The organism is Stieleria mannarensis (assembly GCF_014154935.1).
Lineage (GTDB): Bacteria > Planctomycetota > Planctomycetia > Pirellulales > Pirellulaceae > Stieleria > Stieleria mannarensis.
In genome coordinates this window covers 123,891-137,006 of the sequence record NZ_JACEHH010000003.1, presented here as the reverse complement: position 1 = coordinate 137,006, position 13,116 = coordinate 123,891, and the positions used below count along the sequence as shown (strand labels likewise).

The window sequence follows — 13,116 nt, the reverse complement described above, 5'->3', positions numbered from 1 at the left end:
CGGTTAGGGAATTGGCCGTCCACGCGGGGGCCGAGGCGAGATGCCTGCGCTGATGGGGTTGGGGGCCGAGGTTTGAACGCCGAGTGAATTCCGCTGAACTGAGGCGGCTGCCCGGGCGGCCTGCGTTTGTTGCACGATCAATTGGCGCAGTCCTTCCAGCGCGGTCTGCAACTCGGCTTGATTCAGCTCACCGCTGGCGTCGGCGTCGTAGTTGCTGAGTATCATCTGCGCCAGGGTTTGCGGGTTCGGCAAATTGCCTAGCGATCGCCGTCGCGTCGGTCGTGGTGGCACCGATACCGGCCGCTTGTTGTGGTATTAAAGCGGCAGCGTTTTGCATCCTTGGCGGGCCCGGAAAGCCCTGGGCGCTCGCGCCGTCAAAGCTCAAAAGCGTCAAGGTGCCAACCAGTGCGAGTTGGTTGCAATACATCAAATTCCCCATCGTGGCCGTCGTTGAATTGAGTGGAGGAACGGGGGGATACGCCATGCCGCGATCGCCCCGTCCCCACCGAGAAATAATACACCTCTCGTTTTAAAGGGGCACTTCGATTGGGACGTGTCACGAAACATCGTCGCTGTAAACCAGCACCGCTCCGGCGGCTTGCATTTCCTCCAGCGAACGCTGGACGTCACCGGTTTCCAGTTCGACGCCGCGGCAACCATCGACCACCAACGTGACGCGAAAACCTTCGGCCAGTGCGTCCAGCACCGTCGCGCGAACGCAATAGTCGGTTGCCAGGCCCATCGCGAATAGGTGTTCGACGCCGCGGCGGCGGAACTCGTCCGCCAGACCGGTCGATTGCAGGTGCCCGTTGTCATAAAACGCGCTGTAGCTGTCGATCTGTTTGTTGGTTCCTTTGCGAACCACTTGATCGATTTGATCTCGGTTCAACGAGGCGACAAACTCTGCGCCGTGCGTCTGCTGGATGCAGTGATCCGGCCAGGCGATTTGTGGCAATCCGCCAAGCTGGAAGCAATCGCCGACCGCCATGGCCGCATGTTGGCTGGCAAAGCTTTGATGATCGGCGGGATGCCAATCCTGGGTTGCGACAACGCAATCAAACTTCGGCATCAACGCGTTAGCCACGTCGACCACCTCCAGTCCGCCCGGCACCGCCAACGCGCCGCCATCGACAAAGTCGTTCTGCAGATCGATCAGCAACAATGCCCGATTTGCGGTCGTGCTTGTTTCAGATTTCAAAGTGGATTCCCCGCTTGACCATGTCGCGATAGTGTTTTTGGTTGAATCGATACAGGCGGGCCGCACGATGCGCCACGTTCGTTTCCATTTCATCGAGCTCCTGCAGCACGCCGGTGCTGAGGATCTTTTTACGGAAATTCCGTTTGTCCAGCGTCCGATCTAGGATGACTTCGTAAAGCCGTTGCAGTTGCCTCAAGGTAAATTTCTTCGGCAACAGTTCAAACCCGATCGGTTCGTAACGCAGTTTGTTTTGCAACCGATGATAGGCGGCGTCCAGGATCCGCGCGTGGTCGAACGCGAGCTGCGGCAGGTCATGCACGCCGAACCAGTCGGCATCGCGGGCGTCGGTCGCGGCAACGACACGGTGATCGGACAACTTGACCAGAGCATAGTAGGCGACCGTGACCACACGCTCACGCGGATCTCGGTCGACGTCGCCATACGTGTAAAGTTGCTCCAGATAGAGCTGTTCAACGCCCGTCTCTTCCCGCAGTTCCCGCCGGGCGGCATCCTCCAGTGTTTCGTCGACGTGGACAAAGCCACCGGGGAGTGCCCATTTGCCACGGAACGGTTTCAAGTCACGTCGAATCAGCAGCACCTTCAGCTCGGGTTCATCCAACCCGAACACCACGCAGTCAACCGTCAGCGCAGGCCTGGGGAACTCGTATGTCCAAGTCACGTCGTGGCCTCCGCCTTGCTCCGCCGCCTGGCATCACGCACCAATTGCGACTTCAGGTCATGCAAACTGCGTTCGAGCCCGACGCGATAGCGGTGTGGATTGTCCAACCTCAGTACGGTGCGATGGAACTGTTTCAGCTGTGCCATGGCCCGGTTGCGAATCTCGTCCAGCGGGCGAGATTCGCCGACAAACTTCCCGCCGCGTAGCATCGGTTGAAGTAGGTCCACAAAGGGAACGCTCGCGTCAAACTCCGTTTGATGGGTCGTATCCAGAAAATCAACGACGGTGCACGTCTCGGGCATCGGCTGCGACTCATTGAAGATCATGTCGGCGATCGCCATCCCTTCGTGGTCGACGTAGCGGCGGACTTGTTGAATCCCCGGCGTCGACGTCTTGATCAGCTGTTCAGAAACCTTGATCCGCGGCTGCCAATCTCCGGATTCATCCTTGATCGCGCCCAGTTTGTAGACACCGCCGAGTGCCGGCTGGTCGTACGCGGTGACCAATTTCGTTCCGACGCCCCAAACCGTGACCTTAGAACCCTGCAATTTCAGACTCTGAATCAGACGCTCATCCAAATCGTTGCTGGCCACAATCACGGCATCATCAAATCCGGCCGCATCAAGGATCTTGCGGGCTTCGATACTCAACCAGGCCAAATCGCCCGAATCGAGCCGAATGCCGACCATCCGGTGCCCGGCTTCGCGAAGACGTTGCCCAATCTGGACGGCGTGGCGAACGCCTTGCAGTGTGTCGTAGGTGTCCACCAGAAAGACACAGTTGTTGGGCATCGCGTCGGCATAGGCTTCAAAGGCCTCCGGTTCGCTGTCGAACGACATCACCCAGCTGTGAGCATGCGTTCCCTTGACCGGAATCCCGAATCGTTTCCCCGCCAGCACATTCGACGTCGCGGCACATCCCCCGACGAATGCCGCACGACTGGCCGTCAGCCCGCCGTCGATTCCCTGGGCCCGACGCAGTCCAAACTCCAGCACCGAGTCGCCTTCAGCGGCCATCACCACGCGCGACGCTTTGGTGGCGACCAACGACTGATAGTTGATCTGGTTCAACATCGCCGTCTCGATCAATTGGCACTGCAAGATCGGACCGCATACTCGCAACAGCGGTTCGTGCGGAAAAACGACGGTGCCCTCGGGAATCGCATCCACATCCAACGTCAATTCGAGTTCCGCGAGATACCGCAGAAACGCAGGATCGAACAGCGGCCGACCGTCATTGCCAACAATCGTCCCCAGATACTCAATGTCGTCGGAAGTGAAGCGAAACGCACGCAGGAATTCCAGCGCCGGGCCGAGCCCCGCCGTAATCGCATACCCGCCTTGAAACGGGCTATTGCGGAAGAACAGATGAAACGCGGCGGACTGCTCCGCCTTGCCACACTTCCAGTACCCAGACGCCATCGTCAACTCGTACAAGTCGGTCAACAGCGCGAGCGAATTCGATGCCGGGTTCATTGGCTTCTCCCTGTTAGTGTTTATTCTACACTAAGTGGAGTAAAGGTCAAGCCGTTACAGCCCCACTTTGACGTAGCTACGCTCGCCAGAGCGTGGTCACCCGGGGATCCACCTTCTGGCGAAGGTAGCTACGTTTGACCGGCGATTCACGATGTTCCGTGTTTAAGGCGTCTCGGTCCAGCCGGGGGGCTTGCCATCCGTGGGGGAATTCAAATCCGGTCCTCAATCCAGCAACATCGCACAGCCATCGCTCAAACCGAGACGAAGCAGGCGCGATTCCCGGTACCTACCAGATCTTCACGCCGCCAACGCGTCCTGTGTTTCGACGGCCGGTCGCGGTACGTTCCCTCGGCCCAGATCGAAGACCATGCTCAGCACCACGGGGACCAGAAACACGGTGAACACGGTCGAAACGAGCAGTCCGCCGGTGATGACGGCTCCCAGGCCGCGGTAAAGTTCGCTGCCCGGTCCGGTCAGAAAGACCAACGGCAACATTCCCCCGACACTTGTCAGCGTACTCATCAGGATCGGACGCAGGCGACTGGTGACCGAACGCACGATCGCGTCGTCGCTGTCTGCTTTCGTCCATGATTCCTTCGCCCCGAACGAGTCGAGTCCTGCGATCGCCGGTTCAGCATTTTCGGTTTGATCCGGCGACAGCCGCTCGCGGCGGACTGGATTGCAGAAACCGTAGATGATGGGCGGCATGAGCCGCGTGAATTGCCAAGATCTGCTCTCGCGGCAGCCGTCCAAATGCGGGATGCGGGTAAAACCCGCCCGAATGAGCCTTCAGTTTCTCGACGCTGTCGGCAAATGCGTCCACCTCCGCCGCGTCGTTCAACTCGTCGGGCGGCTCAAAAATCGACGCCGTCCGGATGCCACGCGGCGAATCCGGACGCAACACCTTGGGCAGCAACCAGCGTCGCATGATCGGCCGCAGGAAAGAGAACAACGACATCCAAGCCGGGTAACCATCCAAGCTGGGCTGCTGCACCAGCACCAGATGCCGGCAAATCTGCCCCAGCGACCAGGATCCCTGCCGCGTGTATCCTGCCTCATGCAGCGCACGCGCCTCGCGGACTGCGGCGTCCAGGTCGTCGAATTGCAACGTGCGAAGTTCGTTCATGGCGGTAGTGTAAGGCCATTGCCCTCGGCTGACATCCGGGGACACACGAATCGCTGGACAGCGCCATTTTGGCGCAGCTGCGCTCGCGAGGGTGTGGGAATGCCCGTGGATCCACCTTCTGGCGAAGGTCGCTACGTTTTAACAGTCTCAGGCCAGTTTTGCGCCGTTGGGAACGCCACGCTCCGGAATCGCCAACACGACCGATCCGTCTTCGCGGTAGAATCCCACCAACAGAAACTCAGACATGAAGGGACCGATCTGCTTGGCAGGAAAGTTCACCACAGCGATGATCTGACGCCCAAGCAGATCTTCTTTGTCGTAATTCACCGTGACCTGGGCACTGGTTTGCTTCGTTCCCAGATCCGGTCCGAAATCGGCTCGAATCTTGTAGGCCGGCTTTCGCGCCTGCGGAAAATCGTTCACCGAGGTGATGGTGCCGGCACGCAGGTCCACGTTTTCAAATTCTTGCCAGGTGATGACACCCATTGGCGAAACCCGATGATCAGGGAGCAATCTTGCTGCAGTCACAATGACGATCAGTTTACGAGAACTGGCACCGACCGATACCGATGCCTGCCTGCAGTTGTTTCATGAGACGGTTCACCGGATCAATGTTCGCGATTATTCGGCGGAACAAGTTGACGCATGGGCTCCCGTGGAGATCGATTCTGACAGATGGGCGGACCGATTCGACGATCGTTTCGCGTATGTCGCGGTTGAGGCAACACGGATCGTCGGATTCACGGACATGACCCGCCAAGGGCATCTTGACCGACTGTTCGTTTCCGCAGACCACCAACGCAGGGGCATCGCAGGGCGGCTGGTCGAACGCCTATTCCAAGACGCAAGCGACCACGAATTTCATCGAATCACGACCGAGGCGAGTATCACCGCCAGGCCGTTCTTTCAGTCCATGGGATTCGAGGTCGTCCGCGAGCAAACCGTCCGGTGTAGGGGTGTTGAAATGACCAATTTCCTGATGCAGCGGACCTTCAAGCGGTAGCGGAAAACGCCATCGGCATTAACGATGCCACGCCCGCTCCTCGCTCCATGGCTCGGAAGGCGAATCGCATTGCTGATTCAGCCGTCTGGCGCAAGCCCGCGCGCAACATCATTCTGCCCCGCATCTTTCTGCCATCTCTCTGTTGTTTCCCGCCGACGCCACCGGGCGCTGTAGCCGGGGGTGAGGGGTAGGAAAATTTTGGAGGTAGGAAAATGACCTCCACGAACCCGCCCCACCCTCTCCTCAGGGGGGCGAGATCCGATCGATGTCGCTCGCGTTGCGACGGAAATTGCGGCTGCACACGGCTTGCGGGTGCAAATGGATAGTGCATCGCTGGATGAAAGCGTGTACGATGCTGAATGGTCGCGACGCGCGCCGGTATTCGAACGCGACGCGGGCGAAGGGAGAACGCGGGTTTTCCATGCAAGTGCGTCGACGGGAGGCATTTTTTTGTAATGAAGATTTCGCGTACGCGCGCGTGTTCCTGAACCCATCGCATTGACCGCCCGTACCGGTGCGATGAAACTTTTACTTGTGCCTTGGTCGGATCGCAGACGGTACCACCGACTGCGACTGCGACTCGGCTCATCGGCGGGTTTTCTTCTTCAATTTTGTGGTTGAACCGGACTTTGTTTCTGCTCCGTCATAGCTGCGTTTACCTGTGCATCGCATCGTTGCTGATCGGCAACCTTGCCGGCTGGATGCACGTCGGTTGCGTCGGGGCAAATCACGAGTGTTGTCGGCGGCTAGAAATCGATGCCCCCCAGCCTGAACGACCGCGGCACACGTGCTGCCACCATTCACACGCCCTGACGGCATCGCACGAACACCGATCAAGTTCTTCGTGCACGACAGAGCCGTCGTCGGAGACACGATCGGAGGACGGGGATCACGATTGCCCGGACGGCCATGATTCGGATCGTTGCAGCGTCTGTCAAAGTTTCTTTGCGTCACGGCACGCGGCCTTCATCGTCCAGTCGACGGCGATTGCGCCCGAAATCCCGGCAGAGACATCGATCCACGTTCGGAGAACGATCCGCGCGGGTGAACCTCTTTTTCACAGCGTCTCGGTAAGGGGACCGCCGCGAGTCTAGATGACTCGCCGCTTCTATCTCCCCCTTCATTGTTTCGTACCCGAGGTGCGCCCTCATGGCAATCGTCCATGGCGCGCCCGAGGACAAGCGTTGGGCCGTCCGTCTGTTGACGACCGACTTTTGTCCCTGGGCTAATCGTTTTGTTTATTGGTTGAAAGAGCCGGTCGGATGGTTCGTCCTGGCCACCGCGGCCAGCGTAATTGTCGGCATGTATTTCGCGCCGATCGGATGGACCATGGCGGTCACGCTTGTTTCCGTGATCGCCATCGGAATGCTGTGGCCGGCGATCGCCGTTCGTGTCGTCGCGTGTTCACTGACGGCCGCTCAGGAGCAGGTTCATGAAGATGAATCGTGCGAGCTGCGATTGGCGGTTCGCAACCGTCTACCGCTCCCCGTCTGGGGGCTCGCGATCGAAGGCTTTTTGGATCGATCCAATCAATCAGACGACCACACCGATGTCCCGACGGTTGCGTTGGCTTTCGTTCGTGCCCTGGCGACATCGACCTACCGATTCTCGATTCGACCGCAATTGCGGGGCCGCTATCCCGATGGCGATGCCGTGCTGACCTGTTCGTTCCCCTTCGGAATCTGGACGGCAAAACGCAAACTCAATGATCTCTCCCCGATCACCGTATGGCCCAAGATCTTTCCGATCACCGGCCAGACCGCGATGACCGGACGCCGAGTCGCAGAAACCGGGCAAGGGAACCGCGTGGGGCGTACGGGGGACTTTATTGGCGTACGAGAGTACCGCCAGGGAGATTGTTTGCGTCAAGTCAATTGGATCGCGACGGCTCGGTCGGGCGAGTTGGTTGTGACCGAACGGAGCGGGCCGCAATGCCCTGGCGTTCACCTGATCGTGGACGTGAATCAAGAATCGCAAAATCCAGCGGAACTGTCCGACCGCATCCGCGTTGCCGCCAGCGTGATGGCCAACCTCCATCAGGCGGCGGTCCCATTGCAGCTGCACGTCGGCGACCGGCGGATCCACGTCCGACGCGGCTGGGAAGGGTTCGTCCAGATGATGGACGCACTTGCCGACGTCCCGGCCGATGGCTGCGTCGATTCACCGACCGCGATCCCGGCCCGCGGTCATGCCTCGATCATGATTTCGTCCGACAACCACGGTGACGTCACGGTTTGTATTTGCGACCCGTCACAAAATCGACGGTTGTCGGACGGTCATACCCATCGCTTGATTTGTCGCGATCGGGATTTGGCCACACAGTGTCTCTCGTTTTGGACGGAGGTGCGTGATGCAACGCTGGTCGCGTAGACGGATCGAAACGCTACTGCTGGCGTTGCTGGCATTCGCCTCCCTTGCGCCGCTGCGTTTCCATGTGGAATCTCGGCGATGGTTTATCGCGGAGATGGTTACACTGATCGGCCTTTTGGCAGTGACAATTGTCACCGAAAGGGCCAGGGGGCGGTGGAGCAAACTGAGTCGCGTCGCCTATCCGTCGGCCGCGTCTCTGGTGTTCACACCGATCGCCTATGCGGCCGCCGCACGCACATTCGGGTCTCCGATCGCTTTTGAAATGTCGGCGCTGGCGGTTTTCGGTGCCCTCTCGCTCGCGATCGCAACCGCCGCGACGACCGATCGAGTTCGTTCGCTGTCGCTGATCGTGAGCGGTTTTCTGGTCTTGTTCAGCGCGTCGATCTCCGATGACCGAAACGCCATCGCATTCCCGTTGGTCTGGATCCTGGTTTGTGTTTGGCACCTGATCGCCAACCGTTGGGAACGCCTGGATTTGGCGTTGCCGGCCGCCGTCGAGCGTCATTGGACGTTGCAACCGAGCGTCCTGATCATGACGGTAATGGTGCTCGGTGGCACGGTGTTTTCCATCAAGGATCGCGTTTGGAGCTCGAATCGACTGGCCTGGGGCTTCTCGCCTGCCAGTGGCGGAAACGCATGGTCCGATCCTGCGGCGCGCGATGGCGTCGGGACCGGCGATGCAGCGATCGCGGCCAAAGACCACGCCGAATCTTTCGGCGCGGTGGATTCGGAACTGTTCCTGGAATCGACCGAGTCGACGTTGTTCGACATGTTCAATGACATGATCGGCGAACCCAAAAAGATGCGAAACAAATGGGAACGTCGTCAGGCCATGGGCAACGAGAACCTGATCCCGACACACGAGCAGGCCGCAAAAAGTGAGCAGGGCAGTGGCACGTTTTCGACCGAGCGGACGCCGCCGACAAAGCACCGTCATTTGAATGATCGGGTTGAAGACAGCGTTGTCCAATGGGATGGCCCGACAGGAATTCGCTTGGCGATGCATCGCTACGACACCTTCGACGGCCACGACTGGAGCCAGTCGGCCGATCTGAAACGCGATTCGCTCACGCGTGTCGACATCCAACAGTCATCATGGTTTTTTGATCCGGCGATGCGCACCTTCCAGATGCTCCACCCGAACGCGACCTCTGTGGGATTGCTTAAGGTTCTAAAGCTGGATTCCCAACGGATTCCAGTGCCGATGATGACTGCCGGTGTTCACATCAAAGACATCGATCGACAAGACTTTTTTGGAATCTCCCGAGACGGCTGTTTCCAGATGCCCGGCCGCCAGAAAGTTCCGCCACTGACGGTGGTACATGTGGCGAGCGTCAAAATGATGGAGGACGAAATCCGAAGCCATCTGGTCGCCAACTCGACGAGCACACAGGGGCAGAAACTCGACGAAACGATCGCACCGTCGGCCGTCTCCGATTTGGATGCCTTGATCCGGTCGGCGACCGCCCATCAAACTCACCCGGCCGATCAATTGAACGCCTGCGTTGCGACACTTCGTAACGAATTCACACTCGAACGCTCGGGCGAACAGACGGCGACGTCGATCGAACGATTTTTGCGATCGCGTCGCGGCGGAGATCATCTGTTTGCAACGACCGCGGCGTTGCTGGCGCGGCGACTGGGCCTGGCATCGCGTCTGGTCACGGGCTTCTACGTTCGTCCCGATGCTTTCAATTTCGCCGCAGGCCATGCGTCGGTATTGCCCCGCGACGTGCACGTGTGGGCCGAAGTCCAACTCGACGACGGGCGTTGGATCGAGATCGAGCCGACGCCTGGCTATCGGGCACCCGTTTATGCTCCTTCCTGGGGATTGCTTGCACGCAGGTATGCAGCGGCGTCCTGGCCGGTTTTGCTCGCGGGGACATTTGTTTTCGCCATCGGCTATCTCACGCGACTGATTTGGATGGACTGGATGATCTCGGCCGTTTGGAAATGCGGCCGATCGCTTCGGCCCCGTCGGCGCATCCGCTTGGGGATTCAGATCATCGAATGGCGAGCTCGACTGGCCGGAAAACGCCGCCCGATCGGCAAGTCCCAGCGCGTCTGGCTGGAACAACTCACGCGTGCCGACGCGATGATCGCCGAAGCGGCCCGCCAGTTCGCCGATTCCGCCGACGCCTTCTTCTTTGGGCAGATTGACGAGACGACCATGAACGCCGAAACCCGGCTGGTCGATCTGCTGCCCATCCGAACCATCACCACTCTCTCGAAGGAGGCGACGTCATGAACCTGACCGCCGATCCAATGGTTTCCACCAAATCCAACGGCCCCCCCGTTCCCACCGGCGTTTCGTCGATCCGTAACTATCTCCGCGGCGTGCTGTTTGGCAAAGAGGACCAAATTGACCTGGTCATCGCCTGCCTGCTTTCCCGGGGACACCTGCTATTGGACGATCTACCGGGGACCGGGAAAACCACGCTCGCCAAAGCGATCGCCGAAGCCATCCACGGACGTTTGGCCCGCGTGCAATGCACGCCGGACCTGATGCCAGCGGACATCACCGGTTTCAGCATGTTCAATCAGAAGACGCGCGAGTTCGAATTTCATCCGGGGCCGATGTTTGCCGACGTGCTATTGGCCGATGAGCTGAACCGAACCACGCCGCGAACGCAGAGCGCTCTGCTGGAAGGAATGGCGGAGCGGCAGGTCACCATCGATGGATCTCCACACCCGCTGTCGCCCACCTTCTTCGTGATCGCGACGCAAAACCCGATCGATTCACACGGCGCGTATCCGCTGCCGGAGGCCCAGCTGGATCGCTTTTCGATCAAGCTTCGTCTGGGATATCCCGATCGCGATGCCCAGCGACGCCTGTTGCAACGAGAGGTGCATGATTCGGCGAACGGGCAAGGGGGCAACGCGGCGCCGACCGCAACGCCGCTGTCGCTTGACGATCTGCAGAGTCTTCAACAGAAAACGCAAGCGGTCAGTGTCCATCATCGAGTTGCCGAATACATCATCGATCTGGCCGAAGCGAGCCGCAACGACGATGCGGTGGAATTAGGCGTTAGCCCACGCGGCATGATGCACTGGCAAGCGATTTGCCAAGCCTGGGCGCTGCTGAAGGGGCGTGACTTTGTGACCCCGACCGATGTGGCCGATGTCGCGCACAGCGTTCTGTCGGTCCGTTTGTTGACTCGGGGTGAATCGGTCGACGCGGTGATCGATCGGATCATGAAAACGGTTCCCGCACCGGAGTACAAATGATGTGTCGAACGCTCGTTCTGTTGCTGGCAATGACCGCGATCTTTGGCGGATGCACCAGCGAAGACGCTCCCAAGGCGTCACACTTCGAACACGATCATGAAGTCGCCCCGCACTGGCCCGCTGGTCTAGCCGACGCCGTCGCAAAGATTCGTCATCGGCTGGACGACACCGGTTCGAACGCCGGCGAGATTCAGCGGCAACGCGACCAGCTGGTCGACATCGTCAATTGGATCCCCGAAATCGCGGCTGACACCGACTTGTCAGAACAGGCCTGGATTCCGATCGACAACGCCGCCGCCTCGTTGACCGCCAATCTCCGCGCGAGCGGCAACGAATTATCCCCGTCCAACCGCAAACAAGCAGCCGCGTTGTGTGATCTGATCGATCAGGCACTGGCGAAATCCGCCCGACAAGTGGCTTCGTCCAAAGGAGCATTCCAATGAACTCTCCGACGACAATGCTGCTGGGCGGTTTGACACGACTGGCCCAAGGGCTGATCGCCGCGTCACCGACACTTTTGGTCGGTCTGCTGATCGCTGCGATCCTGCGTTACTACGTCGGACGTGACGGCACGCGGCGACTGTTCGGCGGCGACTCGCTCCGCAGCTTACCCCAATCATGGTTGATCGGCATGCTGCTTCCGGTCTGCTCGATCGGCGTACTTCCGATCCTGATCCAGATGCGAAAGTCGGGCGTGAAACCGGGTGCGATGTCGGCCTTCGCGCTCTCGGCACCACTGTTCAACCCGCTGTCGTTGCTGTACGGGCTGACGCTCAGTCGTCCGCTGGTGATCATCCTGTTCGCCGTCGGTTCACTGTTCATCGTGACCGCACTGGGATTGCTATGGGACACGTTGGGACGAAAGAAGCACACGATTGAGGAAAACGTTCCGACGAAAGAGCCGGAACTGATCGGGACGCGCCGCATCGCCGCTTCGGTCGTTTCGATGGCACGCGATGCCAGCGGAAAACCGATCGCGCTGACGTTACTGGCGCTGTCCGGACTGGCCCTGCTGGCGGCGGTGCTACCCTACGGATCGATGCAACACAGCGTCGAACGCGATGATCCGCTCGCGCCGTTGACGATGTTGGCGGTGGCGGTCCCGATTTACGCGACGCCGATGCTGGCGATGAGCCAGCTGGGCATGATGTTTCAGCATGCGAATTCGCCCGGCGCGGCATTCACGCTGCTGATCCTTGGGACGGGGTTGAATCTGGCGACGCCGTTCTGGTTCGCCCGACACTACGGATGGAAATCCTCGGCCGTATGGTTGACGACACTGTTATTGATCGTGATCGGGATTTCCTATGGAATCAATCAGCCGCTGGTGCCGCCGGGGGTTGAACCGGCCGGCCACACTCATGCCTTCGACATTTATGCCAACCCGCTCTCGGCCTATCACGCGGATCCGTGGGCCACGTCGGTTGCCACGGTTAACAAACAGGCGGACATTGCGGGCATGATCGCCATGGCGGTGCTGGCCGGACTCGTACTGATCGGCGTCGTGGTTCGAGCGTTGGGGATCGATGAAGCCAGTCTGGCATCAAAGGTACCGATCGAGGGCGAACCGGCATTGCGGCGGCGATTCGACGTCATCGTGCCTCGTGGGGTGGTCGGCGGGACGATGTTGGCCGGGCTGGTGGCGCTCAGCGTCGTCGCCTGCTATGCCTACTATCCGTCGCCGGATGAATGCCTGGACGAAATCGCTCTTGCGCGCGCCGAATGTCTCACCGCGGCCAACAGCGGCGACGTCGATCACGCCCTGTTCTGGCTCCCGGTCTGGGAGGAATGGAGTCGCCGGCTGGAGGTCGGGACCTTCCTGCGGCGGGGCGAGGTACGTCGCTACCAGAGCATGCAGGGGTACTTGGTCCGCAAAAAACTAGAATTGCTGGAACACGAACTGGAACACGACCCTTTCGAGATCGAGGAAGTTCGGTCGGTCGTGCGAAGTCTGTTGGCGACGAATGCTCGCTGGGTCGAAAGTTTCCGAGATCCGTCCTAAGATCGCACAATTCCGCCCCGCATGAATTACAATCC

General features: G+C 59.7%; 13 protein-coding genes. 6 read left to right on the top strand and 7 right to left on the bottom strand.

Going from position 1 to position 13,116, the window contains the following annotated elements:
- Positions 1–3: 3 nt before the first annotated feature.
- From H1B37_RS03025 to H1B37_RS02995, 7 genes are all read right to left on the bottom strand, one after another.
- A complete protein-coding gene (locus H1B37_RS03025) occupies positions 4–225 on the bottom strand; it encodes a hypothetical protein (RefSeq protein WP_182865138.1) in 222 nt (73 codons plus the stop codon).
- Between the two features lie 331 nt (positions 226–556).
- The gene (gene pncA, locus H1B37_RS03020; RefSeq protein WP_286177353.1) at positions 557–1,198 is read right to left on the bottom strand and encodes a bifunctional nicotinamidase/pyrazinamidase; all 642 of its coding nucleotides are present in this window, start codon (positions 1,196–1,198) and stop codon (positions 557–559) included.
- Positions 1,188–1,877, bottom strand: a complete 690-nt coding sequence (locus H1B37_RS03015) for an NUDIX hydrolase (RefSeq protein WP_182865136.1) — start codon at positions 1,875–1,877, stop codon at positions 1,188–1,190. The genes pncA and H1B37_RS03015 overlap by 11 nt, the downstream gene beginning before the upstream one ends.
- Complete coding sequence (locus tag H1B37_RS03010) at positions 1,874–3,352, bottom strand: nicotinate phosphoribosyltransferase (RefSeq protein WP_182865135.1); 1,479 nt, start codon at positions 3,350–3,352, stop codon at positions 1,874–1,876. Before H1B37_RS03010 ends, H1B37_RS03015 begins: the two co-directional genes overlap by 4 nt.
- 297 nt (positions 3,353–3,649) lie before the next feature.
- Entirely contained in the window at positions 3,650–4,060 is a 411-nt protein-coding gene (locus H1B37_RS03005) for an efflux RND transporter permease subunit (RefSeq protein WP_286177352.1), read from the bottom strand.
- Positions 3,984–4,478, bottom strand: a complete 495-nt coding sequence (locus H1B37_RS03000; protein WP_182865134.1) for a DUF1569 domain-containing protein — start codon at positions 4,476–4,478, stop codon at positions 3,984–3,986. The genes H1B37_RS03005 and H1B37_RS03000 overlap by 77 nt, the downstream gene beginning before the upstream one ends.
- A 147-nt stretch (positions 4,479–4,625) precedes the next feature.
- Complete coding sequence (locus tag H1B37_RS02995; protein WP_182865133.1) at positions 4,626–4,964, bottom strand: tRNA-binding protein; 339 nt, start codon at positions 4,962–4,964, stop codon at positions 4,626–4,628.
- A 43-nt stretch (positions 4,965–5,007) separates the two neighbouring features.
- Between H1B37_RS02995 and H1B37_RS02990 the strand changes: the two genes are divergently transcribed.
- From H1B37_RS02990 to H1B37_RS02965, 6 genes are all read left to right on the top strand, one after another.
- Positions 5,008–5,481: a GNAT family N-acetyltransferase gene (locus H1B37_RS02990; protein WP_182865132.1), complete on the top strand. Its 474-nt coding sequence runs from the start codon at positions 5,008–5,010 to the stop codon at positions 5,479–5,481.
- Between the two features lie 1,149 nt (positions 5,482–6,630).
- Entirely contained in the window at positions 6,631–7,851 is a 1,221-nt protein-coding gene (locus tag H1B37_RS02985) for a DUF58 domain-containing protein (protein WP_182865131.1), read from the top strand.
- Complete coding sequence (locus H1B37_RS02980; RefSeq protein ID WP_182865130.1) at positions 7,832–10,099, top strand: transglutaminase-like domain-containing protein; 2,268 nt, start codon at positions 7,832–7,834, stop codon at positions 10,097–10,099. The genes H1B37_RS02985 and H1B37_RS02980 overlap by 20 nt, the downstream gene beginning before the upstream one ends.
- A 17-nt stretch (positions 10,100–10,116) precedes the next feature.
- The gene (locus H1B37_RS02975) at positions 10,117–11,079 is read left to right on the top strand and encodes an AAA family ATPase (RefSeq protein ID WP_286177376.1); all 963 of its coding nucleotides are present in this window, start codon (positions 10,117–10,119) and stop codon (positions 11,077–11,079) included.
- Positions 11,076–11,522: a hypothetical protein gene (locus H1B37_RS02970; RefSeq protein WP_182865128.1), complete on the top strand. Its 447-nt coding sequence runs from the start codon at positions 11,076–11,078 to the stop codon at positions 11,520–11,522. The genes H1B37_RS02975 and H1B37_RS02970 overlap by 4 nt, the downstream gene beginning before the upstream one ends.
- Positions 11,519–13,081: a permease gene (locus H1B37_RS02965; RefSeq protein WP_182865127.1), complete on the top strand. Its 1,563-nt coding sequence runs from the start codon at positions 11,519–11,521 to the stop codon at positions 13,079–13,081. Before H1B37_RS02970 ends, H1B37_RS02965 begins: the two co-directional genes overlap by 4 nt.
- Positions 13,082–13,116 lie beyond the last annotated feature (35 nt).